This window comes from Bacillus sp. FSL K6-1145 (genome assembly GCF_038003425.1).
In the GTDB taxonomy this organism is placed as follows: domain Bacteria; phylum Bacillota; class Bacilli; order Bacillales; family Bacillaceae; genus Bacillus; species Bacillus pumilus.
Window position 1 is genome coordinate 1,048,219 of sequence record NZ_JBBOPC010000001.1, and the last position, 25,269, is coordinate 1,073,487.

The following is a 25,269-nucleotide window of genomic DNA, read 5'->3' on the forward strand; positions in this document are numbered from 1 at the left end:
AGTCCTAGCGAAAATTGGGGAATTAAGTCACTTGGAAATGATGGTAAAATATGTTTATTCTACTATTTCAGCGGTTATCTATTAAAAAGGAAATGTGCTTTTTTTCTTATGATCCATTTTCGGAGAAATATTCGATACCCGAAAAGCCTTAAAATAGGTAGAAACGTCTAGCATCTATTTCGAATTTCGATATAAAAAAATACTATTTTATCATTGTTTTTGTCATTTAAAAAGAACCTGTTTACATAACAGGTTCTTTAAATAGGAGAGGATTGAGTTAAATGGCTGACCACGTTGTAATCAAGCACCTTCCATTTACCATCTTTCCATTCCACATAATTTAAGCAAGCATTGACGAGCCTCGTGTTCTCAAGACCAAGATGTTCATCCGCTAAGGTGGTGAGTAAAGCATGGATGGCAGCGCCGTGTGCCACGATCAGGACTTGTTGATTCGGATAGGCTGCTCTAACTTTCTCAATGCCTTCTACCATTCGATCTTGAATCGCTTCAAGCGGCTCCATATTTGGATACTGTTTATCTGGAAAAAGCTTTTGGCGCTCCTCAAATGACATGCCTTCAGCATCGCCATAATCACGCTCAATGAAATCATCCATGATGACAAGAGGCGCATCTATATGTTTTAAAATCAAGTGTGCTGTTTCTTTTGCCCTTGTGAGTGGACTGGAAATGACAACATCCCAATGGGCATCCTTCAAATAAAGACCCGTTTGTTCAGCCTGCCATTTACCAGTATCATTTAAAGGGATATCTGTTCGTCCTTGAATTCGTTTCGCTGCATTCCAATCTGTTTCCCCGTGCCTGACTAGGCAAATTGTTGTCAATCAAATCCCGCCTTTTCTATCTTTTCTTCTATTATACTAAAGCAGAAGAAAAAAGACTGGATTAGCGATTTGTGAGACTTGTTAAGGATTCGACTGAGTTGGCAACTTGAGAAACCGTTTGTTTGACTTCCTTCAATTCGTTCAGGAAGGTTTGAAGGTCTATTTCAATTTTTCCATTTTGATTTTTGCTTAAGTTCATGCTGCTGACGATATCATCGAAGAGCGAATTGATTTGAGTCATTTTTTCTTTACTATCTGTCACGAGTAAATTCACGTCCCCAATGTGCTGAGACACAATGGAGATTTGTGAATTGGTATTGTTGACGAGTTCAGATACGGTTGAAACCGTTTTCTTTGTGTCCTCTGATAATTTACGAACCTCGTTTGCGACGACAGCAAAGCCTTTTCCGTGTTCGCCTGCTCGTGCAGATTCGATGGAAGCATTTAAAGATAACAAGTTCGTCTGCTCTGCAATGCCTGTGACAATCCCAAAGATTTGTTCAATCTGTTTGGCGATTTCTTCTAAACGCTTAATTTCTGTTTCAATCTTTGTCATGCTGCCATCAATTTGGTTCATTTGTGTTTGTTGAATCTCTAATTCTTTTTTACCGCCAATCGATTTTTCCTCGACCTGTGCTGAAATTTGCGTGCCAGCTTGCGACATGTCTGCCATCTCATCAGATTTTGATACAAGCTTGTCCACGGCATTTGTTGTGTTTGAGAAGAGAGAAGCAAGTGAATTTGATGTTTCTGTGATTTTTGTATGGAGCTCCTGCTGCTGCTGTTCTGCTTCATCACGAATTTTAGAATATTCATTTTGGAATGTATCAAGGACAAGCTGCTGCTCTAAATTTAAGATTTTTGTCGTCGCTTTGACTGCTGTCTGATATTCTTTGAAATCTTGGATATGCTGAGCAAATAAATCCATAATTGATAGCAGAAGGTCCTGGAATGCAGCCATATACCACTTAGGCTGGAGGCCAATCCGTAAATGAACTTGCGCAATTTTAATTCGTTTTGCCACATAGGCTTCATCAACCACACCTGCAAACATTTCACTAATATGAATGCGGAGTGTTTTTTTCAAACGGTCGACAGAACTATTATCTTGAATGATATGCATCAAGGAAGATTCGACTTCTAAATTTTTATAAAATTTATCAACGATACGTGCAATATCCTCCTGAACAATTGGATTGAGCTGTTTTAGAATAAATAGGTCATGCTGCGTCAGGTCTATCATTTTAATTTGTTTCGCGATATCCGTATTGTCAGAAAAGTTGATACGTTTTATCCCATCATCCTGCTGTGTGAAAAAAGCAGTGTTTTTTCTTTTCGTCTCTTTTTTAAATAACAATGTTTTTGTCCCCCTATAATCATCACAAATTATCAGACTTTATATTATCTATCGGATAATATTGGATTTTTTAAAGGGGATCAGTAAAATTTTACTGTTCTTTATAAGACCTTTTTAGTGGTTTCTTTGCTGGGCCTTCTACTACCTCTCCAGTAATGGAGAAACGTGAACCGTGACATGGGCAATCCCAAGTGCGGTCGCTATTATTCCAAGCGACTTCACAGCCTAGGTGAGTACACGTTGTATCCACAAGAAAGATATTCCCATCCTCTGATTTAAAGGCGCCGCATTTTTTATGCTCATACGATACAATGCCGCCTTCACCTGGCTTTAAATCATCAATGGTTTGATCGGTTCGTTTTAATTTACCACTGATCAGCTTGGCAGCGACATTGCTGTTTTCTTTAACGAAATCTTTGACGAAAGAATCAGAAACAGGTCTTGATGGCGTAAAAATGGATTCGTATGGATTCGATTTTCCTTCAATCAAATCACCGATAAGAGTAGCTGCCGCGTGGCTTGTCGTCATGCCCCATTTTCTAAAACCGGTCGCAACGAAGATATTTTGATGGTGCTTGGTTAGGCGGCCAATGTAAGGGATTTGATCCATTGTGACCATATCGTGTGTCGACCAGCGATACAGCACCTCTTCAATTCCAAGGGTAGCGTCTCCAAACCTTTCTAGTCCTTCATAGTGAGCAGATTCATCCCCGCCTTGACCAGTTTTATGACCTTCTCCTCCGATGAGAACGACTTCCTCACCATGCCATTCTGTCGTTCTTAAAGAATGAGCAGGCTGGTCGATCCCTAAGTACATTCCATCTGGGAGCGGCTTCGTTGTTTTGGCTGCTACCACATAAGATTGCTCTGGGTGAATGCGCGTGAAATAAAGTCCCTTTCCATCATAAAAAGGAAAGTGCGAACAGGATATGATATAGCGGCCTGTCAGGTGATGGTCGTCTTTTGTGACGACAGCAGGGCGGTTTCCTTCTTTTACGTCAACAGCAGTTGTCTGTTCATAAATACGTACACCACGCTCTAGGAGCTGGTCAATGAGTGCATTGAGATAATGAAGGGGATGGAACTGTGCCTGCTGCGTCATTGCTAGGGCAGCCTTGATGTCAGCATCAAAAGGAAGCGCTGTTTTCCATCCCCGATCAATCCCAAGCTGTTTGTAGGCATCTAATTCCTTTTTTAATTTTTTTACACCGCTTTCTTCCTTTGTATAAAGGTACGCATCTTTGACTTCTAGCTGACAATCGATGTCGTACTTTTGGACGCGAGCTTGAATTAGCTCTTTTGCTTTCTCATTTGCTTCTACATACAAACGGGCTTTGGGCATACCAATTTGCTGGATCAGCTCATGGTAATAAACATCGTGCTGTGAGGTAATCTTAGCTGTCGTATGTCCGGTCGTACCTTGCAGCAGTTGATCAGCATCAATGATGATGACATCCAGCCCGCGTTCTGTCATTTCAAACGCGGTAGCGATACCGGTAATACCACCACCAACAATGATGACATCTGCTGTGAGATCCTCATCTACTGTAGGAAAAGAATGCTTTTGACTATCCGCTATCCATAACGATTTTGCCTGTTCCAATCCTTTATGTTCTTGCTCCATACTGTCGCCTCCAGTTAGTGACTTGTTGTGTATAATTTTTCCACAATGAAGAAAATCATACATTTGAAAGGAAACTAGTCTGGCATACATAAAAAAATAGCCAACACATAAAAATAAACAAGATAAAAGGAAGGAGTGGTCAGACGTGTCAACAAAGCAGCCGAAGAAAACATTGCCGCCTCAGCATCAAAGTGAGCGTCCAGGTCTTGAATATAAAATGAATCCAAGGCCTGTTTTTGATCGAGAGGTGCCGAATAAAAAATTAGCAGGGAAAACAGCCATTGTGACAGGTGGGGACAGCGGGATCGGAAGAGCAGTCTCGGTCTTATTTGCGAAGGAAGGCGCCAATGTCGCCATTGTTTATTTGAGTGAGCACCGCGATGCAGAGGAAACGAAGGACTATATTGAAAAGGCGGGAGGTCGCGTCATTTTAATTGCAGGTGATTTAGGAGATGAGTCGTTTTCAAATGAGGTCGTCAAAAAAACGAAGGATGCTTTCGGTTCCATTGATATTTTGGTGAACAATGCCGGGGAACAGCATCCGCAAAAAAGCATTGAACAGATTACCTCACATCAGCTTCTTCGAACATTTCAAACGAATATTTTTGCCATGTTTTACTTAACAAAAGCGGTACTTCCTCATTTAAAAAAAGGAAGCAGTATCATTAATACCACATCTGTCACAGCCTATAAAGGTCATGAAACCTTAATTGACTATTCATCTACAAAAGGGGCAGTCGTGACATTTACGAGATCATTATCTTTATCGCTCATTAAGCAAGGGATTAGAGTGAATGGGGTAGCCCCGGGACCCATTTGGACACCCCTCATTCCATCGACCTTTACGGAAAAGGAAGTCTCTGAATTTGGCGGAGATGTTCCAATGGAGCGTCCTGGTGAGCCAGTAGAGCTTGCGCCGAGCTATTTATTTTTAGCGAGCGAAGACTCCTCTTATATAAATGGACAAATCCTGCATGTCAATGGCGGAACCATTTTAAATGGATAAACAAAAAACTTGCGGTAAAGAGACGAGTTGCTGCCCTCTTTGCCGCAAGTAAAATCATCATGATTAATGTAAGCAGTGTTCTGCATATTGAGCTGACAGGTCGTTGAATCGTTTTTCATCACGCTGATCCAGTGCCTTATCAATCTCTTCTCTAAGGAAGGTTAAGCGCTGTTTATAAAGCGCCTCATCTAAAACCATTTGAATATAGATGTCTAAAATCGTCACGCCGTTTTCTTCGGTTTTTTGGGTGTTGCGGGACTTCATGAGCTCAGCATACGTTTTTTTCTCTTTCATAAAGAATCCCCCCGATGCCTTTTTTATAGTATATGGATTGGCGAAGAAAAAATCAACAAGAATTTATAATTTTTAGACAATTTATTTTTGAGCGAAATCGACACCTCTTGTCCAATCGACACAATGTGATATATCTTAAAAAAGGCTTTTCGATAGATCGAATGGACTAAATAATACGATAAAAAAATGATTTTTAATAAATTTTGAAAAAATCCTGTCGTTTCTTATATGTTGGTGATAGATTAATAGTATCTAAAATAACCAAAAATTAACACAGGAGGAAATGAAGTGTCAGGAATTAGTGAAACACCTTTAGATTCATACGTCATTAATCAAACAACAATGGCGATCCTTCCGGTTGAAGAAGGAAAAAGAGTATATTCAAAAGTCATAGAAAGAGAGACAAGCTTTTACGTTGAATTAAAACCTCTGCAAATTATTGAACGCAGCTGCCGATTCTTCGGCTCAAGCTATGCAGGCAGAAAAGCGGGAACATATGAAGTAACAGGAATATCCCACAAGCCTCCAATTGTGATTGACTCATCCAATCATCTGTATTTCTTCCCAACCTATTCATCCAACCGTCCTCAGTGCGGCTGGATCTCCCACAAATACATTCATACCTTCCAGGAATCATCCCTCGGAGACACGGTGGTCATCTTTACAAATGAGCAAACCGTCAAACTCGATGTCTCATATAAGTCATTTGAGAGTCAGGTGCACAGAACAGCGTATCTCCGAACGAAATTTCAAGATCGCCTTGATGGTGGTCTTCCTAAAAAACAAGAATTTATGCTGTATCCAAAGGAACAACAGCTCAACCTTGTATACGATTTTATATTAAGGGAGCTTCGGAACAGATATTAACTAAAACCAGCGGCAGCCCAGCCGCTGGACTCCTTATGTTTAGCATATCGTCTTACTTTCTCGAAGAAAAAAACATTGAAAATTATATAACAAATTATATAATTTAAGTACAACGTATAAAATTTTATATAACGAGCGACAGAAAAGGGGATATGATGATGACTTATGATGAACTAGATACACCGGCGCTATTAATTGATAAACAGGTGATGATGGAGAATCTAGCTGCTATGCAGCAATATGCGGACCGTCAGCAAGTCAAACTGCGTCCTCATACGAAAACACATAAAACACCTGGTCTTGCGAAGGTGCAGGAGGAGATGGGCGCATCTGGCTTTACTGTAGCGAAAGTAGGGGAAGCAGAAGTGATGGCGGCGCATGGGCTAACAGATATCTTTATCGCCAATCAAATTGTAGGTGAGACAAAGCTGAAGCGAATTCGAAAGCTGGCAGAGTCGATACACATTTCATTTGGAATAGATTGTGTAGAGCATGTGCATCAAATTGAAGATGTCTTTCGTGGAGCAGAGAAAAAAGCGGAGGTTTTAATTGAGATAGAGGTTGGAGAAGAGAGGTCTGGTGTCATTGAAGAGAGTGATTTCCGTCAAATCTTGCAGGCGATAAAAACATGTGAGTTCGTTCATTTAAAAGGGATTTTTTCTCATGATGGTCATACATACAAGGCGGAAAGTAAAGCGCATTGTCAGACATTATATGAAGACGCTGTGAATCGAACGCTTCGATTTGCACAGATTGCAAAAGAATCAGGCATGCTGCTAGAGGTAGTGAGCATAGGATCAACACCACCGTTCTTATTTCAATTTGATATTCCAAAGGGAGTGACCGAAATCCGCCCAGGCACATACATCTTCATGGATGCCTCTCAGTCCAATGTGATCGGCACTTTTTCACATTGTGCAGCAGCCGTCCTGACGACGGTGATTAGTAAGCCAACAAATACTCGTGTCATTACAGATGTTGGAGCCAAAGGGCTCACGGCTCAAACCCGTACAAAAGGGCTGACGAAAACAAAGGGACTAGGCAAGGTAAAAGACTTTGATGATGTATTTGTTTCCAGTGTATTTGATGAGCATGCCATCATTTATCACGAAGGCTTCCGTCAGACTGTCCAGATCGGTGAGAAGGTGCAAATCATTCCAAATCATATTTGTCCCGCTGTCAATCTTCATGAAAAAGCCTATCTCATCCAAGATGGTGAAGTAGTCGAAGAGCTTGACATTGCTTGTAAAGGTAAACTTCAATAAATCAACAGGACAAGGCGACTTCGTTGGGGCATCATTATGATGACACGAGAACATCCACCATGCACATGAATTTGTTGAAACCAAATCCATATATCCAGTCGTCTATTGAGTGTGTATCGGTAGACTGTCCACCAAATGACAGAGAAATGTGGATCCTTAGACGTATTTTCAAGCAATTATTCATAAATCACAGAAGTGACACGAGCCGTCTGTTACAATAAAAGAAATCATTTCTTGCAAAGTGTTCGTATGTGGTAAAGGATCCTCCTATTTTGACCGATATGAACGAATGGGAATAAGAAATGGAGGCTCTGTATGAAAAAACAATCGCAATTGCTGCTGCTATTCACCTTGATAGTGACCTTACTAGCAGCCTGTCAGCAAGCAGGTCAATCGCCTTCAAAACAAGACACAAAAGAAGCTGCGTATGAACAATGGGTTCAGCGTTATATGGATGAGTTAAATGAAGCTTATGAAAACATGACCGACCAATTTATTTCAGATGGACAGGGAAAGATCCAAGTAAATAAAAAATTGAAAAAGGCGACGAAAGCCTTTGATCGTGTGATTCAAAAGGGGCTTGCTCATCAAGAAATTCCAGCCGCTTATCAAAAGGCAGATGAACAATTAAAGACAGGTCTTCATTCATTTGAAAAAGGAATTGGTCAGGTGGAGCAGCTATTAAAGCGCCCAGATCAAGAAAAGCTGTTTATTTCCGCTACTCATCATCTACAAGATGGATTGCAGAGGGCAGCTGCATTTATTGAAGAAGTCGGCCGCATTCAGCAATCAACGTAAAAAGCTTGGAAGGCGGACTTCCAGGCTTTTTTACATATAAAGTATTTGCTTTAAGCGGCGCACACCTTCTTGAATCATGTTTTCGTCCGTACAAGCAAAGCCTAGCAGTAATCCCTTTCGATTGCTCTCAAAACAATAAGGACTTAATGGATAAATGCCAATACCTGCTGCTTTTGCTGCCTCAATACTGCCTTTTTCGTCAAAGTTTGGCGCTCCTTCCAAAAAGACATGAAGACCCGTATCTGTTCCATAAATATGAAAGTGCTTGTCAAATTGTTGTGTTAAAAGGGCATCCATCATGGCAGCCTGTCTTTTTTTATATAGCTGTCTCATTCGCCTGACATATCGCGTAAATTCTCCTTCTCTGAAAAAAGAGGCGAGTGTGATCTGTTCCATAATGGGCAGCTGTCTTTGAATGAGTGATTGCAAGGAAGCGATCTCTTTTATGACGGCTTTGGAGCCGATAATGGCAGCAAGGCGGATACCGGGTGCCAGCACTTTGGAGAAGCTTAAGATATAAATCACATGGTCGGGTGCTTCTGAAAATAAGGAAGGAAGCGGTCCGCCATGATAACGATAATCTCCATCAAAATCATCCTCTAGTATATATGACTGATGACTGACGGCAAATTTTAGCAGCTGCTGCCTTCTGCTCACACTCATACATACACCGGTTGGACGCTGATGGGAGGGCGTCACCGCAATCAGCTTTGTTTTTCGTGGTAATGTATTCACCATGATCCCTTCTTCATCGACGGGCGCGGGATAAATGTTCATTTCACGATGCATAAAGGAAAGCCTTGCTCCAGGAAAGCCTGGATCTTCAACAGCTACTGTATCGCCTTTTTTAAGCAATACCTGTGAAATCAAATCAATGGCTTGCTGCGTGCCTCCTGTTAACATGATTTGATCTTCTTCTACATCGATGCCGCGTTCTACTGATAAGTATTGGCGTATTTCTGAACGTACTTCCCATAAACCATGCGGGGAGGAATAGCCCCAATCCTTCATCTCTAATCGCTGTAATGCTTTTGTGAGCGAGCGTTTCCATATGTTTTGGAAATGTTCATCGATGGCTGGTTCCTGATGACGAAAATCAATATCAAGCTTCTCATGAAATTGATTGGCCGACAGCCAGTGGTTCATTTGTTTCTCCGCCTCTTGAAAGTGTGGTCTTACCGGAAGAGGAAAAGGCGGCTCACCTTGATGGGGAGTGGAGGCCGCATAGTGATCACTCGAAATGACCTTCGTACCGCCTCTTCTAGATGTGCTGACATATCCTCTTGCCAGCAGTTCATCATAAGCAAGCTGTATAGTTGATCTTGATACATTGAGCTCCTGTGCTAATACGCGTGTCGGTGTTAACTGATCATCGGGGTTCAGTTTTTTGGAATGAATTTGTTGAATGATCCCAGTCACGATTTGCTGCCAGAGCGGGGTAGTACTTGAGCGGTCTAAATAAATATACATCGGACACCTTCTCTCATTGTCACATATAACATGATGATGACACGGGAATATGGAGTGGTCAATAGCATCGTTTTTGGATATAGGAAGTAAGCCAAAAGGTGTGTACACTGTTCTCATATGCTTATGACTAGAGGAGAGAGTGAAATGATCCCTGCAGCTAAAGAAGAAACCGCACACTTATCCATCATTCCATTTATATTCGTTTTATTTGGTCTTTTTATGATTACAACCGCAGTGAATCTGCAGGTGCCCCTTTATACGTTGTATGCCGAACAAGCAGGGTACGGAAAGGCGGCTACAGCCCTTGTATTTGCTGCATATGTCTTCGGACTGATTCCAGTTTTACTTTTTCTTGGCGGGATATCTGACCGGGCTGGACGCAAACCGGTTTTATTGGTCGCACTTAGTTTTTCGTTATGTGCTACCTTATTGATGATCGTACATCCTACCATTCAGATGCTCTTTTTGGCGCGGCTGCTGCAAGGGGTGGGGCTTGGCCTGAGTGTTGGCACATGCACTGCTTATTTGATTGCTTTATATCCAGAAAAATCAAGCTGGATTCCAACTTTTATTGCGTTATGCAGTTCGGTTGGCTTTGGGGGCGGTGCTCTTTTTACGGCACTTCTTTCTTTTCAGTATGTGACGCTTGCGCCGCTTAGTTATTGGATTGTGCTGGGCTTTTTAATCCTAACGATCGTGGGTGTCTTCTTTTTCGTTCCGCCTGTACAAGGAGATGCAGATAAACCGATGATGAACATGCCAACATTTCCAAAAGGAACAATGCCAGCGAATGCAGCGATTGCTGTCGCGTGGTCAGTGTGCGGCCTTGTGATTTCGGTTTTGCCAGCACAGCTTAAATTGAATGGATATGAATTATGGGTAGGACCGGCACTGTTTTTGATTAATATGGCAGGTGTCCTGATGCAGCCTTTTGTTCGCAAAATGAATAGCACAGCAGCGCTCCTTGCCGGATTTATCTGTCTTCCATGTGGATACGGTCTCTTGCTATTTGGAGCAAATAGTGGATCCATCATTCTTGTGCTTGCCGGAACGATGCTTGCGGGTACTGCCTGCTATGGATTTACTTATTTAGGCGGTCTTCAGCTTATTGTCGAGCGGGGAAAAAAGGAGGCAGCTAGAGCCGTTGCCGGGTTTTATTTGTTTGCCTATTTAGGTCTGGGTCTTCCAAGTGTTTTTGTCGGGCTCTTCGCTGATCTGTTCGGAACTCAGATGGTGTTAACCGTCTTTTTCTTGGTCGTTTTGGCAGCTTGTCTCATCCTTTTGATGTCAAGTGTCAGACAGAAACAAAAGTGAGGAGTCTTGCTTTCTCTTTTGCCTTCCATTCGTTTAAAATAAAGGCATGAGAGGGGAAGATGACATGAAAAAAGTGCAGCTGGACGGCGCGTCGTGCAGGTCGCAAGAAGAGCTTCATGACCAACTAAAAAAAGTTTTACACCTTCCTGACTACTACGGGAAAAATCTCGATGCTCTATGGGACTGTTTGACAGGAGAAGTAAATCTGCCAGTAGAGCTGACATGGGTGAATTTTGACACGAGCAAGGACGCTCTTGGCGAGTATGCAGAAAGCGTAAAGCAGTTATTTCAAGAAGCAGAAGAGGAATTGAAGGGACAATTTCAAGTGAGTTTTCAATAATGGTGAAAAAGCAGCCGACATTAGAGGCTGCTTTTTTCTGAATTTTCTCCTGCGATGATATGGATGTAGACAATGCTAATTATACGGAATCATTTAAAAAGAACACTACCGGCAGATTAAAAGATTGAGTTATCTGAGTTTTAAATTTTTTTAATTGTGGATTCATAAAAATATGTTGCGTGCAGGAAACTTTCGTTAAAATATGTTATAGTGGAACCTACATTGATAGACTAAGATAGAGTGAGGGTTCGGAAAGGATGAAGGATAAAACAAGATCAAAAAGAAGGCTGAGACCTTGGGTGAAAGTCGTGCTGTTTATCATGGCATTTGTCATGGTGATGGCAATATCTGTGACAGGATATGCTTACTATAAAATTTCAAAAGCGTCGAATAAGGCGCAAGTGTCATTAGAAAGAGGAGACACCTCGCAAAAGCGTGTGAAAGCTTTTGATCCAGGAAAGGACAGCTTCTCGGTCCTGCTGCTTGGAATTGACAGCCGTCCAGGTGAAACGGTAGACGAAGCAAGAAGTGATGCGGTCTTACTGGCGGCTGTGAACCGAACAGAGAAAACCATCAAACTCCTCAGTATTCCTCGTGATTCTTATGTAGATATTCCGGGAAGAGGATATGATAAAATCGCCCACGCCCATGCGTTTGGGAGTGCAGATTTGTCAGTCAAAACGGTCGAAAACCTGCTGAACATTCCTGTAGACTATGTGATTTCAGGGAACTTTAAGGCGTTTCAAGACATTGTAGATGAGCTAAACGGAATTGACGTAACGATTGAAGATGAAGGTATCGCAAAACAAATGGAAAAGGATTCAAAAGGGAAAGTTCATGTGCAAACAGGAACACATACGTTAAATGGTGAAGAAGCATTAGCCTTTGTGAGAACAAGGAAGGCAGACAGTGACCTTATGCGCGGGAAGCGCCAAATGGAAGCACTTCAAGCCATCTTTGAAAAATCTAAATCCATTTCTTCGATCCCATCCTATGACAACATCATTGATACACTTGGTGACAATGTTTCAACCAATCTGTCCATGAAGCAGTTTATCGGTCTTTTCCCGTTATTGAGCTCATTGACATCAGTAGATACCATTCAGCTAAAGGGCCATGATTATCAGCCTGGGAATGTGTATTACTTTGAGTTAGATGGCGCTGGATTAGAAGAAGTGAGAACAGAGCTGAGAGAACAGCTTGAATTATCATAAAGAAGCATTAGCCTGCCGCTGTGGCAGGCTTTTTGCTTTGAATGGGGAAGCGCGACAATGAAGCAAATTCAATTCGCTTGATGAAGAAAATACCGAGTCAGCAGTTCCTCTACCCGGTGACGTATACGTGGATTAAAGTATTTATGTTTTTCTTCATAGCCATCCATGATAAATAGATACGTTGTAAATCCTTCATCGTGTTCAATTTGCTGTACCTTCATTTTTTCTTTACGTAAATGCTGCTTTAGTTCATAAAGTGCTTTCTGTGCTTCCTTTAAGGCGGAGGTCACAAGCTGAATGTATGGTTCATTTAGTTTGAATGTTTGATGTTGTTTTAAGTGAGTCAAATCACGATTGAGGATGGAGACGACCATTGGAAGAAAGATGGCCTGTTCCATCATCTGAAGCTGTATTCTTGATAGTCTCGTCATGTCCAAGCCTGCTTTCTTTCTTGATAGAACACACGTTCTTATTTATTATACCGAATGAGTCAAATAATCTCAAGGGGGGGATTCATTTGTATATTTTTATGTTTTCCATGTAAAATGAAAAGTAGACAAACCTTGAAGGAGTCAAACAAGTTGACATCATTTCTTTCCCTATTTACTCACGAAAATATCACATCATTTTTTGAGAGCTACAAGGCCTTTGGACCGATTGTGGCCATATTGCTCCCTTTAATAGAAGCATTTCTTCCGTTTTTACCACTCGTTGCGTTTGCTGTAGCGAATGCAAATGCATTCGGCCTTTGGGAAGGATTTTTATTGACCTGGATTGGCGCAAGTGCAGGGTCTATTCTTGTCTTTTTACTGATCAGAAAATTTGGACAGATGAGAATGCTCAACTTTATCAGCAGGCATCCTTCCATTAAAAAATTGATGCTTTGGGTGGAAAAGCGGGGGTTTGGTCCATTATTTATTTTACTTTGCTTTCCTTTCACGCCCTCTGCTGCCGTCAATGTTGTAGCGGGTTTATCAAGAATTAGCTTTTGGCAATTCTCATTAGCTACTTTATCTGGCAAGTGTGTCATGCTCTTTATCATTAGTTTTATTGGTTATGATCTTTCTGCTTTAGTTAAGAATCCGTTAAGAAGTGTTTTTGCGGTTCTAGTTATTGCGCTATTATGGTATGTTGGAAAGAGAGTAGAAAATAGGTTAAACATTCGAATGAGCAAACGTGAGGACAAAGGAGGCTCTTAATGAAAAAGAAGCCATTGCTATGGTTGATGATTATTACAGGCATCGTCTTATTGTTCCAAGTAAAGAATTTCATGTTTGTCACGTACAAAGTAGAAGGGGTTAGTATGGACCCAACTTTTACAGATGGAACAGAATTATTAATCAATAAGTTCTCGCCAAAACTCACGAAAATTAGCCGGTTTGATTATGTGTTATTTCACGGACCTAAAAATCAAATCTTGATCAAGCGAGTCATTGGACTCCCAGGAGAAACGATCAAGTATGAAGATGATCAGTTATTTGTCGATGGTGAAAAAAAGAAGGAACCTTATTTAAAAGAGCAGAAACAACATAAAATGGGGAACGTTCTGACAGGGGATTTTCAGCTGAAAGCCATCACAGGAGACGATAAAATCAAAAACAATCATTACTTTGTGGTCGGAGATAACCGAATACATAGCTTCGACAGCCGGCATTTTGGCACCATTTCAAAGGATCAAGTTGTCGGTGTTAAAAGAAATACCAGCGAATAAAAAAAGGCGCTCTGCACATGCAAAGCGTCTCTTTTTATTTTGCGGCTTTATAATCAGGCTGCCTTTTTGCCCATACGTGATGTAAGAAGCGGAAAAACGGTGGCAGCATTGCAATGACGAGAATAATTCTGACGACTTGTACAGCCACAACAAAGGTAGAATCCTCATGCAGTGTGACCGCAGTTGTTGCCATCTCTGCAATACCGCCAGGCGAAAAAGCAAGAATGGCTGTAATGACAGAGATACCTGTGATCTCAGCGATGGCAATAGAGCTGAGGACAGTCGCAGCAATTAGCCCAGCTGAGCTGACGACAGCCACAATGAGAGTGTTTTTTAGCCCGACAAACATTTCTTTATTCATTTTTGAACCGATGGTTGCACCTAGAAATACTTGAGACGCAATGTTCGCTTGTGCCGGCCAATAAGGAATCAAATCATAACCTATGAGTGCGCCCGCACCAACTTGAAGAGCTGCGACGCCTAGCATGCTGCCGATCAGCCAAGGAGCTGGGAAATGAAGACGAACTGCTAGGCGTGACATGAGCCAGGCACCTAAAATAAGCGCAGCGGTCCAAGAGATGTTTGAAAGGGTGAAAACACCCGAAGAAAAAGCGCTCCCTTGCGTAACTACAGCCACATCCGCTTGGTTTTTTGTATTTAAATAAAACACTGTAAATGGGATAGTGAGTACAACCATTAATACACGTATCGTTTGCACAAGACTCACAACAGCTGTATTGGCTCCCACCTCTTGGGCAATGCCCGGCATAGCGGATAAACCGCCGGGGGCAGTTCCGACAAAGCTTGTCAGCATATCTGTTTTGCTCAGCTTCCATAAGACAAAGCCTGAGAGCATCGCCAGTAGAATAGAAAAGACGAGCATGAAACTCACAGGGAGCCAATTTTCAGCGAAAATGTGAAGGACCTTCATATTCATTTTCTGTCCGAGTTCGATTCCGAGAATGAATTGACCAAGGAGCAGCCATCTGCTGTGAATACGTAAGGTGCTAGTTCCTTTACGCTGAAACAGGGTGGGGCGGCGCATAGCAATAAAAGCTGCGGTGATTAATGTACCTACCATCCAGCCAATGGACATACCTGTTAAAGACAAAAGAAATCCACCTAAACCGCTTATCGCAATGAGAATGAGATCGGTTCGAAGGCTGTTTCCTTGTTTCATCACATGTAAACCTTCTTCCTATATGTTTGTTCAGCAAGTGAAATGTTGTTAACTTCACTATAATACAAAAGTCTCTATAAATAAAATACGAATTTTTTCACTATTTTCATAAGATTATCTTATCACTAAATGATTAGTACATTTTTATAAAGAAAGATATCATTTTTACCAAAAATAAAGTCGATATACAACGATTTTCCCCTATTTATGTTATCGGTTGACTATCATTTTCAATTACACTACACTACATAGTGTGAGGTGATAACATGAAAATTCCTTCTTTTAAATATAATGAAAAGGGATTGAATCGTTTTTTTGGTCCTTTAGAGGGAAGAATTATGGAGATCCTTTATGAAGGTGAGGATATGCCGATTAAAGAGGTCCAGCAAAAGCTGTCAGATGAGAAGCCGATTAATTTCAACACCGTGATGACTGTGCTGAACCGCTTAACCGAAAAAGGAATTGTGGAGAAAAAAACAAAAGGGCGCTCATCTATTTATAATCCTATTTTAACAAAAGAAGAATTTCTAAATGAGCAAACAAAATGGATTACACAAGGATTGATGGATGATTTCGGTCCACTGGCAGTGAATCATATGGTGGATGCGATTGAAAGTGCTGATCCTGAATTACTCAAAGTACTAGAAGCACGGCTAGCATCTAAAAAAGAGGAGCAGCAAAATGAATAAAATGAAGTCGAGTCTGCTGTTTTCAGGCGGTATATTGATTGGTTTAGCCATTTTTCATCAGATGGGGTATTACGTGCTTTCAAGCTTTTTTGGCTGGAATCAAGCATATAACCTGATCCATGTATGCCAGTCTGTGCTCGAATTCTATGGATTCACTCCTTTAAAATACTTTCTGGATGCCTTAGTCCTCTACACATTGGGTTTTGCGATTTTTTATATGACGAAACAAATCAAAAAGTACATTCAATTCAAGCAAAATCTGATGCTTGCAGTCGATCACCAGTCGACCGAATCTTTATCTGAGAAATATGCTAATGACATCATCGTGTTTCATTGTCATGAACCGCTTGCTTTTGCAATGGGGATGCTTCACCCAAAGGTTTATTTATCAACAGCTCTCATGGACATGCTGGATGAAGAAGAGATTGACGCTGTAGTTCATCACGAATTGCATCACAAATACAGCTATGATCCTTTAAAGGCTTTCATGTTCTCAATGCTCACAAAAGTCATTTGGTACATTCCAGTGTTAAAGCATATGAGACAAAGCTACTCTGTTTTTCGTGAAGTGATTGCAGATGACTATGCCATTCAGAAGACAGGTACTGAGCTTGGAGTAGGGCAGGCCCTTTTGAAGCTGATTAAAAAGAGAACCCAGTTTCAAAAACAAACAAAGTTTGCGGTGTCCTTTGGGGATCGGGCATTGAATTTAAGAATACAAAAAATCTTAAATCCAACTTACAATATTCCTTTTAATGTACCAATGATTCCAATCGTCACATCAGCCATTCTGATGGTGGTCTTAATGATTATGCTCAACCTTAATTACTAATTTTTTTACTTATTAACATTACATTGTGTAGTGTAAAAACAGGAGGAAATCACTATATGAAAACAAATCAAGAAATAGGAACACTTTTTGTACGCGTTATTTTAGGTATTATTTTCTTTTTACATGGGCTTCAGGCATATCAAGGAGGGCTGGGAGGCACAGCAGCATTCTTTGGACAAATCGGTGTACCTGAATTTATGGCCTATATTGTGAAGACAATTGAGCTAGTCGGTGGTATTGCCTTGATTTTAGGTCTAGGAACACGTATTTTCGCAGCATTATTTGTACCAATTATGGCTGTAGCGATTATCACTGTTGGTTTTTCTAAAGGATTTGTTGGTGGCTATGAATTTGAACTTTCGCTGCTCGTCATGGCGCTTTATTTGACTCTTAGCGGCAGTAAGCTGTTGTCAATTGATGGGATACTCAAGCATCAGCAGCAAAGCAATGAAGCAAAATTTCATTAAAAGATCATGAAAAAACTCCTTCTGCTATTTTGGGCAGAGGAGTTTTTTTAATGGTCAAATTCTCATTTTCTCGTTTGAAAATAAGGAAGGGATGTGAGGCTTTGCTACATTTAGCGCTTTCTTTAATAGATTGAATGAACGAAAAATCGATTTCATTTTTTGACGGAACATACGATCTCCTATTAAAATAGGACTATCTATGATACATGGTGCGTTAAAAGATATAAAAACCATACAGCATGCTGCTGCTCATCTTGAGCGATACGTTTCATTAGCTCTTTTGTTCCTTGATCCCGGACATAGTCTGATACGCTTAAGTAAAAATCGACCGTTTTTTGTTCATCTTTAAAGGCAAACATAAGTCCTTCTCTGAATTGGTCTGGACAAGGTTCTGTTACGCTTGGTTTGTGGTTTTTCCCTGTTAAAGAATAATATAGCTTTGAAAATAGTTGATAGTGTCTGACTTCATCCTGGCGTATTTCTTGAATGATCTTCTTTGCTTCAGGATTTTTTGCCTTTTGGGCAAGTTTTTCGTAGCATTGGATCGCAGAATACTCACCATTGATCGCTTTCTCAAGGTCTGAAATGATCCTTGTGTTTTGGCGCATGTCATAAGGCGAGTAGTCATAGTAACCGTAATACATGATATTGCCAGCCTCCTTTTAGTTCATGATGGTTTATGATATGAAAAGAGTGAGGAAAGGTGCCTATGTCTTTTTTCAGAAAGGATAATGGGAACGTGATCGGAAAATAGCTATTTACCTTTATTTTCGCTAGAATATGAGTACATAAGAAAGGTGTTGTGGAACGTGGAGATTCAGTTTTTAGCAGGCAGATCGGGGAGTGGAAAAACGACTGCAATCTTAGAGGAAATCAAAGAACAGCTTCGGCTTGATCCGTTGGGTCCGCCAATCATTTTTTTAGTCCCGGATCAAATGACATTTTTAATGGAATATGAGCTTGCGAAAACGTCTGAAGCTGGTGGAATGATCAGAGCTAAAGTATTTAGTTTCACTCGTCTTGCTTGGTCGATTTTACAGCAGACTGGTGGAGCGAATCGGCAATTTGTGACAAGCACAGGAATTCAAATGCTTTTAAGAAAAGTGATTGAAGAGCAGAAAGACAAGTTTAAAGTATTCAAAAAAGCGAGTGATAAGCCGGGGTTTGTGGAGCAAATCGAAAAAACGATGGCTGAATTCAAAAGATACTGTATGCTGCCAGAGGATATTGAGAAGATTTCAGCGTCTAGCATGCATTCAGAGTATACAGAAGAAAGACGGGCAGCCGAAAAATTGCATGATCTCCATGTTCTTTATCAGCAGATGGAGCAGCATTTACAAGATGAATATGTGCACTCAGAAGACTATTTGACTCTTCTTTCCCAGCAAATTCCTTCAGCTGAAGAAATAAAAGGAGCATACATCTATATAGATGGTTTTTATCAATTTACACCGCAGCAGCTTCTTGTCATTGAACAGCTCTTGCTGCATGCAGCAAAAATAACTGCGGCTTTCACCGTAGATCGATCCTATCATGATAGGCAGCCAAATGAACTTGATTTATTTCGTATGACAGGTAAAACGTATTTCCAGCTCTATCAGCTTGCTAAAGAGTGCGGAGCTGACATTTCTGAAAATATTTTTGAAAGAAATCATCGGCACCTTTATACACCAGATCTTGCTTATTTAGAACACCAATATGAGCAGCGACCCGTTCAGCCATATCAGGAAAACACCCCTCATCTCACAGTGTCTAAAAGTGCAAATAAACGAGCTGAAATTGAGGGAGTAGCGAGAGATATCCTTGATTTAGTGAGAGAAAAAGGACTCAGACTGCGAGATATCTCGATTGTAGCGCGGCATGTAGATGACTATAAAGATACGTTAAAAGAGGTTTTTCGAGATTACGATATTCCTTTTTTTATTGATGGAAATGAATCGATGCAGTATCATCCGCTCATTGAATTAATTCGTTCGAGCTTGGATGTCATAAAAGGAAATTGGCGGTATGAATCGGTATTTCGCTGCGTGAAAACAGAGTTCTTATTTCCGCTTGAAATCACTAAGAACAAAGCGAGAGAGCAGGCAGATCAGCTTGAAAACTATTGCATTGCTTATGGTGTAAAAGGAGAGCGCTGGACAAACGGTTCCCGGTTTCATTACAGGCGTTTCCAATCTTTAGATGAGGATTTCGGACAAACAGATCAAGAAATTGAAATGGAACAAATGCTAAATGACGTCAAAGAATGGATCGCGCCCCCGCTTTACCAGTTGCAGAAAAGGCTCAAAAAAGCGCAAAAGGTAAGGGACATGGTAGAGGCTGTCTATGTCTTTTTAGAAGAGATACAAGTACCAGATAAGCTTGAAAAAGCGAGGCTTGAGGCTGAAGAAGCAGGTCGATTAGCTGAAGCAATGCAGCACGGGCAAGTATGGGATGCGGTGATTCAATTAATGGATGAATTTGTTGACATGCTAGGTGACGAAGAGCTCTCATTTCCCTTATTCCAACAGATGATAGATACAGGGTTAGCTTCTCTAAAATTCGCTTTGATTCCGCCTTCACTCGACCAAGTATTTATTGGAAGTATGGATTTATCCAGAATGTATCAAGTGAAGTGTACGTTTATCATTGGTGTAAATGATGGCGTTATTCCCGCACGTCCCTCTGATGAGAGTGTATTGTCTGAGGATGACCGAGAATGGTTAAAACGAGCAGGAGCAGAGCTAGCAGAGACAGGAAAAGAACGGCTGCTAGATGAGCAATTTTTAATTTACCAAGCGTTATCAAGTCCATCCCGTCATTTGTATCTATCCTATGCGGCTTCTGATGCAGAAGGACGTTCTCTATTGCCTTCGACACTCATCAAGTATTGCCAAGAGCTTATGCCAAATCATCAACAGGCTCTTTATGTGTTAGATCCAGAACAACTGGAAGACGATGAGCAATTAAAATTTGTAGCGAATGAGCATGTTTCGTTGTCGTATACCATCTCACAGCTGCAGCAATGGCTCAATCAATATCCCATCAGCGGTGTATGGTGGAGTGTCTATAACTACTTAATGACATCTCCTCATCGGGATGTATCAAAAAACATCATGTCAAGCTTGTTCTTTACAAATCGAGCGAAGCCATTAAAGCCTAATGTCACAAAAGAGCTTTACGGTGACCATATTCAGGGCAGTGTTTCAAGAATGGAGAAGTTCAATGCGTGTGCATTCTCTCACTTTGCTTCCCACGGTTTAAAACTAAAGGATCGACAATTTTACAAATTGGAAGCACCCGATATCGGCCAATTGTTTCACTCGGCTTTGAAGCATATTTCAGATACGCTAGTTGAACAAAAAAAGGATTGGAAAAACCTAACGAAGGAAGATTGTGTCACCTATTCAAGACATGCAATCGAACAGCTTGCTCCGCGTCTTCAAAAGGAGATTCTATTAAGCTCTAATCGACATGCTTATATTAAAGAAAAGCTTCAGAAAATCTTGATTCGAGTCTCTTCTATATTAAGTGAACATGCCAAATTGAGTGGATTTTCTCCGGTAGGGCTTGAGTTAGGTTTTGGAGGTCAAGGGCCTTTGCCGCCGTTTACTTTTCAATTAAAGAATGGCTGCACGATGGAGCTTGTCGGAAGGATTGACAGGGTAGATAAGGCAGAAGGTTCAAAAGGGCTGCTTTTAAGAATCGTCGATTACAAATCCAGTGAGAAAGGTCTTGACCTAGCAGAAGTATACTATGGTCTTGCCTTGCAAATGCTCACATACTTAGACCTAACCATTACGTATTCGAAAGAGTGGCTCGGCGTAGAAGCAACGCCTGCTGGCATTTTATATTTCCATATTCATGATCCGCTCATTCAAGCACCGATTCCACTTGCAGAGGATGAAATTGAGCAGGAAATCTTCAAGAAATTTAAAATGAAGGGTTTATTGCTTGAAGATGTGGAAGCAGTAAAGCTAATGGATCAAACGCTTGATTCAGGTAGATCGCAAGTCATTCAAGCCGGTTTGAAAAAGGATGGGTCTTTCCGTTCTGATTCGGCAGTTTTAAGTGAGGATCATTTCCATATACTCACACAACACGTTCGGCGCACATTTGAAGAAGCAGGCGAAAGAATTACAAATGGAGAGGTCGCAATTAATCCATATAAATTAAAGGATCAAACACCTTGCCGCTTTTGTTCATTCAAGTCTATTTGCCAATTCGATGAATCAATAGAAGATAATGATTTTAGGGTGCTCACCTCTGAAAAGGATGATGTTGTGATAGAACGGATCAAAAAAGAAGGGGATCAGTATGCAAATACCAAAACCGAATAACAGTACGTGGACGGATGACCAGTGGGAAGCCATCGTTTCAGAAGGACAAGATATCTTGGTTGCGGCGGCGGCAGGGTCAGGTAAAACAGCTGTTTTGGTTGAACGCCTGATTCGAAAAATGACCCGGCCTGAACATCCAGTTGATGTGGATCGTCTGCTCGTTGTGACTTTCACAAATGCTTCTGCGGCAGAGATGAAGCATCGGATCACAGAAGCACTTGAAAAAGAATTAGCCAAAAACCCTGGGTCTCTTCATATGAGAAGGCAGCTGTCCCTCATGAATCGAGCCAATATTTCAACCTTGCACTCCTTTTGCTTGCAGGTTTTGCGCACCTTTTACTATGAAATTGATCTTGATCCAGGCTTTCGTTTGGCTGACCAAACAGAAGGAGAATTATTAGGAGATGAAGTGTTAGACGAACTGTTTGAGGATGAATATAAGGCTGGAAAGCCATCATTCTTTGAATTGGTTGATCGTTATACATCTGACCGTCACGACTTAGATTTGCAATGGCTCGTGAAGAGAATTTATGAGTTTTCGAGATCTCATCCTTCTCCGGAGCAATGGATGCGGGCATTTCTTTCACTTTATGATGTAGATGCTCAAACAAAAGTAGAAGAATTACCGTTTTATCCATATATCAAAGAAGATCTTTCTCTCGTTCTCCGGAGCTGCCAGGAGCTGCTTGAACGAGCTCTTTCGCTATCAAAAGAACCGGGCGGCCCAGCACCGAGAGCAGAGAATTTTATAGATGATTTAGAGCAAGTCAATGAATTAATCCGTCATCAAGATGATTTTGAGAAGCTTTATGAGCTTTTGCCGAACGTCAATTTTAAAAGGCTCAAAACGTGCAAAGGGGACGAATATGACCCTGCTCTCTTAGAAAAATCCACAGATGCACGTAATCAAGCAAAAAAACAATTAGAAAAACTAAAAGATGAATACTTCATGCGCAGTCCTGCCCAACATTTAAAAAGCTTAGCTGAAATGAAGCCAGTTGTGGAGACGCTTGTAGAGCTTGTGATCCAATTTGGTGAGCGTTTCGAAAGAGCGAAGCAGGAAAAGTCAATTGTCGACTTTTCGGATTTAGAGCACTATTGCTTACGCATTTTAGCGGAGCAGGATGCAGAAGGACATTTGATCGAAACAGAAGCTGCCAAATACTATCAACAGCAGTTTGAAGAAGTGCTCGTTGATGAATACCAGGATACAAACCTTGTACAAGAAACGATTTTAAAGCTTGTATCTAAGGGGAAACATTCTGCAGAGGGCAATCTGTTTATGGTTGGTGATGTAAAGCAGTCTATTTATCGTTTTAGGCTGGCAGAGCCTATGCTCTTTTTAAACAAATATAAACACTTTCAACCAGACGGCAAAGAAACAGGGAAGAGAATCGATTTAAATAAAAACTTCCGCAGCCGTTCAGATGTTTTAGATAGTACGAACTTTTTGTTCAAGCAGCTGATGGGGGAAACAGTGGGAGAAATTGAATATGATGAACAAGCTGAATTAAAGCTTGGAGCGAGTTATCCAGAAAGCAAAGATACAACGACAGAAATGCTTCTTGTCCACTTAGATCAGCAGGAAGCAGAAACCGGCGAAGAGCGAGAAGAGCTCGAGACCGTCCAATTTGAAGCGAGAATCATTGCTAAAAAAATAAAAGAATTAGTGGAGCAGCCATTTCAAGTGTACGATGCAAAGCAGCAAATGACCCGTAATTTGCAGTATCGTGACATTGTCATTTTGCTTCGGTCTATGCCTTGGGCTCCGCAAATGATGGAGGAATTAAAGAAGCAGGGAATCCCTGTATATGCGAATCTTTCCTCTGGTTATTTTGAAGCAACAGAGGTGTCTGTCATTCTTTCATTGTTAAAAGTCATCGATAATCCATATCAGGATATCCCGCTTGCTGCTGTTTTAAGATCACCTATTGTTCATTTAGACGAAAATGAATTGGCTCTGATTCGAACGAGTGATAAAAAAGGCACGTATTATGATGCTGTAAAGGCATTCATGAGTGTGACGCATTCTGATCACCCTACATGCAAAAAACTAGAGCGATTTTTCCAATTACTGCGCAAGTGGCGTGATTTTTCTATCAATCATTCGGTGGCAGAATTAATTTGGGAAGTCTACCGTGATACGCAGTATCTTGATTATGTTGGCGGAATGCCTGGAGGTAAGCAGCGACAGGCAAATCTTCGTGCCCTTTATGACCGGGCTAAGCAATACGAAAAAGCTGCCTTTAGAGGGCTATTCCGATTCCTTCGTTTTATTGAAAGAATGCAGGAGCGTGGGGATGATCTTGGTGCAGCAAAAACGTTCAGTGAAACAGAGGACGTTGTGCGTATGATGACGATCCATAGCAGTAAAGGATTAGAATTTCCAGTCGTCTTTACCGCAGGGCTCGGCAGAAACTTTAATATGATGGACTTAAACCAGCCCTATTTACTTGATAAAGAACTAGGCTTTGGAAGCAAGTACATCCATCCTGAGCTGAGAATTAGTTATGCGACATTACCGCTTGTGGCGATGAAAAAAAAGATGAGAAAAGAGTTATTATCTGAAGAATTAAGGGTCCTATATGTAGCGCTCACAAGGGCTAAAGAAAAATTATTTCTGGTCGGCTCTGTCAAAAATCAGGTGAAAGCATTAAGCAAATGGCAAAATGCCGCAACCGGAGAAGAGTGGCTGCTCCCTGATTTTGAACGGTATCAATCGAAAACATACTTAGATTTCATTGGCCCTGCCCTTATCCGTCATCAAGCGATGTCATCTGTTTTAGAAGAAACAGGAGATATTGTTCTTTCGCATCCGTCTACATTTACTATCTCATTTACGCAAGCTTCTGATCTTTTAAAGGAAGATATGTCACTTGAAAAAAAGGAGCAAGACGAGATTGTACAAGCATTGATCGATGGTCTACCTGTTGAAGGATATGGTGATGCTGATGAGAAGGTGGCAGAGAGACTCTCATGGAAATATCCGTATCTAGCGGCCTCGCAAGTCGGCACAAAGCAGTCTGTTTCCGAGATAAAAAGAATGAAAGAAATACAGGATGAGTACAGTGTTCCTTCTTCTATTCGAAAAGCTCGTGCAACATTGTATGACCGGCCAGCTTTCATGAAGAAAAAAACACTCACTGCCGCAGAACAAGGCACCGCAATGCATACAGTGATGCAGCATATCCCGCTTCCTTCTGAGGAGCCCTATGATGAATCACGTATAGGACACCTGCTCGAATCCTTACAGCAGCGAGACTTGCTAACAGATGAGCAGATCCAATCAATTAATCAAGAAGGAATTGCTTCTTTCTTCTCTACTTCAATTGGTCAAAAACTGCTAAAAGCGGACTGGGTAAAACGAGAGGTGTCATTTAGTATGGTGTTACCTGTTAAAGAGGTATACAGTCATATTGATACTGAGGGAGAGCCTGTTCTGATTCAGGGGATGATTGACTGTTTATTTGAAACAGATGGAAAGCTATATTTACTAGATTATAAAACTGATAGAGTACAAGGCAGATATACAGTTGACGCTGCTGAACCGATCTTGAAAAAGCGTTATGATACCCAAATAGCCTTATATGCAAAAGCTGTAGAGCGTTTGACAAACAGAACATTAGAGGAGAAAATTCTCTATTTCTTCGATGGAAATTTAGAAATTTCTTTATAAATGT

General features: G+C 41.0%; 22 protein-coding genes and 1 pseudogene. 14 read left to right on the top strand and 9 right to left on the bottom strand.

The genetic code is table 11. The features are described from left to right. Positions 1-257 precede the first annotated feature (257 nt). The 4 genes and pseudogenes from MHH41_RS05105 to MHH41_RS05115 all read right to left on the bottom strand — a co-directional run bounded on the left by MHH41_RS05105 (position 258) and on the right by MHH41_RS05115 (position 3,823). Positions 258-842: a histidine phosphatase family protein gene (locus tag MHH41_RS05105; protein ID WP_251191019.1), complete on the bottom strand. Its 585-nt coding sequence runs from the start codon at positions 840-842 to the stop codon at positions 258-260. Between the two features lie 61 nt (positions 843-903). Beyond that, positions 904-1,515 carry a methyl-accepting chemotaxis protein gene (locus MHH41_RS18795; protein WP_438264050.1) on the bottom strand — a complete coding sequence of 204 codons (612 nt, stop codon included), beginning with the start codon at positions 1,513-1,515 and terminating at the stop codon, positions 904-906. A gap of 144 nt (positions 1,516-1,659) precedes the next feature. Next, positions 1,660-2,199: pseudogene (locus tag MHH41_RS18800) on the bottom strand (protoglobin family protein); the annotation flags it as partial. A gap of 91 nt (positions 2,200-2,290) precedes the next feature. Then, the gene (locus tag MHH41_RS05115; protein ID WP_003211807.1) at positions 2,291-3,823 is read right to left on the bottom strand and encodes an FAD-dependent oxidoreductase; all 1,533 of its coding nucleotides are present in this window, start codon (positions 3,821-3,823) and stop codon (positions 2,291-2,293) included. A 145-nt stretch (positions 3,824-3,968) separates the two neighbouring features. On the opposite strand from MHH41_RS05115, the gene MHH41_RS05120 reads away from it, so the two are divergent. After that, positions 3,969-4,829: an SDR family oxidoreductase gene (locus MHH41_RS05120; RefSeq protein WP_340865817.1), complete on the top strand. Its 861-nt coding sequence runs from the start codon at positions 3,969-3,971 to the stop codon at positions 4,827-4,829. A gap of 63 nt (positions 4,830-4,892) precedes the next feature. Here the strand turns inward: MHH41_RS05120 and MHH41_RS05125 are convergent, their stop codons facing one another. Continuing rightward, positions 4,893-5,123, bottom strand: coding sequence for an IDEAL domain-containing protein (locus MHH41_RS05125; RefSeq protein WP_003210924.1), 231 nt, complete (start codon positions 5,121-5,123; stop codon positions 4,893-4,895). A gap of 288 nt (positions 5,124-5,411) precedes the next feature. Here MHH41_RS05125 and MHH41_RS05130 point away from each other — a divergent pair, with 288 nt between their 5' ends. The 3 genes from MHH41_RS05130 (at position 5,412) to MHH41_RS05140 (ending at position 8,053) form a co-directional block, all read left to right on the top strand. Continuing rightward, positions 5,412-5,990, top strand: coding sequence for a competence protein ComK (locus MHH41_RS05130; protein WP_003212419.1), 579 nt, complete (start codon positions 5,412-5,414; stop codon positions 5,988-5,990). Between the two features lie 158 nt (positions 5,991-6,148). Further along, the gene (locus MHH41_RS05135) at positions 6,149-7,255 is read left to right on the top strand and encodes a D-TA family PLP-dependent enzyme (protein WP_050945377.1); all 1,107 of its coding nucleotides are present in this window, start codon (positions 6,149-6,151) and stop codon (positions 7,253-7,255) included. Between the two features lie 315 nt (positions 7,256-7,570). Beyond that, complete coding sequence (locus MHH41_RS05140; RefSeq protein ID WP_003211388.1) at positions 7,571-8,053, top strand: hypothetical protein; 483 nt, start codon at positions 7,571-7,573, stop codon at positions 8,051-8,053. 30 nt (positions 8,054-8,083) lie between these two features. Here MHH41_RS05140 and pdxR read toward each other — a convergent pair whose 3' ends face one another. Further along, on the bottom strand, positions 8,084-9,523 hold the full coding sequence (gene pdxR / locus MHH41_RS05145) for a MocR-like pyridoxine biosynthesis transcription factor PdxR (RefSeq protein ID WP_340865818.1): 1,440 nt from the start codon (positions 9,521-9,523) through the stop codon (positions 8,084-8,086). Between the two features lie 144 nt (positions 9,524-9,667). Between pdxR and MHH41_RS05150 the strand changes: the two genes are divergently transcribed. The 3 genes from MHH41_RS05150 to MHH41_RS05160 all read left to right on the top strand — a co-directional run bounded on the left by MHH41_RS05150 (position 9,668) and on the right by MHH41_RS05160 (position 12,391). Continuing rightward, positions 9,668-10,837 (top strand): MFS transporter, encoded by a 1,170-nt coding sequence (locus tag MHH41_RS05150; RefSeq protein ID WP_340865819.1) that lies wholly within the window; start codon positions 9,668-9,670, stop codon positions 10,835-10,837. Between the two features lie 64 nt (positions 10,838-10,901). Then, positions 10,902-11,177, top strand: coding sequence for a barstar family protein (locus tag MHH41_RS05155; protein WP_106032325.1), 276 nt, complete (start codon positions 10,902-10,904; stop codon positions 11,175-11,177). A 257-nt stretch (positions 11,178-11,434) separates the two neighbouring features. After that, entirely contained in the window at positions 11,435-12,391 is a 957-nt protein-coding gene (locus MHH41_RS05160; protein ID WP_335365292.1) for an LCP family protein, read from the top strand. A gap of 68 nt (positions 12,392-12,459) precedes the next feature. Here MHH41_RS05160 and MHH41_RS05165 read toward each other — a convergent pair whose 3' ends face one another. Next, on the bottom strand, positions 12,460-12,822 hold the full coding sequence (locus MHH41_RS05165; RefSeq protein ID WP_003210969.1) for a hypothetical protein: 363 nt from the start codon (positions 12,820-12,822) through the stop codon (positions 12,460-12,462). Between the two features lie 150 nt (positions 12,823-12,972). Between MHH41_RS05165 and MHH41_RS05170 the strand changes: the two genes are divergently transcribed. Together MHH41_RS05170 and lepB are read left to right on the top strand one after the other, a co-directional pair. Next, the gene (locus MHH41_RS05170; RefSeq protein WP_080772985.1) at positions 12,973-13,590 is read left to right on the top strand and encodes a TVP38/TMEM64 family protein; all 618 of its coding nucleotides are present in this window, start codon (positions 12,973-12,975) and stop codon (positions 13,588-13,590) included. After that, positions 13,590-14,102 (top strand): signal peptidase I, encoded by a 513-nt coding sequence (lepB, locus tag MHH41_RS05175; protein ID WP_041815362.1) that lies wholly within the window; start codon positions 13,590-13,592, stop codon positions 14,100-14,102. Before MHH41_RS05170 ends, lepB begins: the two co-directional genes overlap by 1 nt. A gap of 34 nt (positions 14,103-14,136) precedes the next feature. On the opposite strand, the gene MHH41_RS05180 is transcribed toward lepB, so the two are convergent. Beyond that, on the bottom strand, positions 14,137-15,282 hold the full coding sequence (locus MHH41_RS05180; protein WP_003211629.1) for an AbrB family transcriptional regulator: 1,146 nt from the start codon (positions 15,280-15,282) through the stop codon (positions 14,137-14,139). A gap of 266 nt (positions 15,283-15,548) precedes the next feature. Between MHH41_RS05180 and MHH41_RS05185 the strand changes: the two genes are divergently transcribed. From MHH41_RS05185 to MHH41_RS05195, 3 genes are read left to right on the top strand one after another with little or no spacing between them, the layout of a single operon-like run. Beyond that, on the top strand, positions 15,549-15,971 hold the full coding sequence (locus MHH41_RS05185; protein WP_003210872.1) for a BlaI/MecI/CopY family transcriptional regulator: 423 nt from the start codon (positions 15,549-15,551) through the stop codon (positions 15,969-15,971). Next, positions 15,964-16,803 (top strand): M56 family metallopeptidase, encoded by an 840-nt coding sequence (locus tag MHH41_RS05190; protein WP_340865822.1) that lies wholly within the window; start codon positions 15,964-15,966, stop codon positions 16,801-16,803. The genes MHH41_RS05185 and MHH41_RS05190 overlap by 8 nt, the downstream gene beginning before the upstream one ends. Before the next feature lie 56 nt (positions 16,804-16,859). Then, positions 16,860-17,270, top strand: coding sequence for a DoxX family protein (locus MHH41_RS05195; protein WP_003211332.1), 411 nt, complete (start codon positions 16,860-16,862; stop codon positions 17,268-17,270). A gap of 197 nt (positions 17,271-17,467) precedes the next feature. Here MHH41_RS05195 and MHH41_RS05200 read toward each other — a convergent pair whose 3' ends face one another. Next, positions 17,468-17,914 (bottom strand): ferritin-like domain-containing protein, encoded by a 447-nt coding sequence (locus MHH41_RS05200; protein ID WP_003211961.1) that lies wholly within the window; start codon positions 17,912-17,914, stop codon positions 17,468-17,470. Between the two features lie 165 nt (positions 17,915-18,079). Between MHH41_RS05200 and addB the strand changes: the two genes are divergently transcribed. Both addB and addA read left to right on the top strand, forming a co-directional pair. After that, positions 18,080-21,589 (top strand): helicase-exonuclease AddAB subunit AddB, encoded by a 3,510-nt coding sequence (gene addB / locus MHH41_RS05205; RefSeq protein WP_340865825.1) that lies wholly within the window; start codon positions 18,080-18,082, stop codon positions 21,587-21,589. Next, positions 21,567-25,265, top strand: a complete 3,699-nt coding sequence (addA, locus tag MHH41_RS05210) for a helicase-exonuclease AddAB subunit AddA (RefSeq protein ID WP_340865826.1) — start codon at positions 21,567-21,569, stop codon at positions 25,263-25,265. The genes addB and addA overlap by 23 nt, the downstream gene beginning before the upstream one ends. Positions 25,266-25,269: the final 4 nt, after the last annotated feature.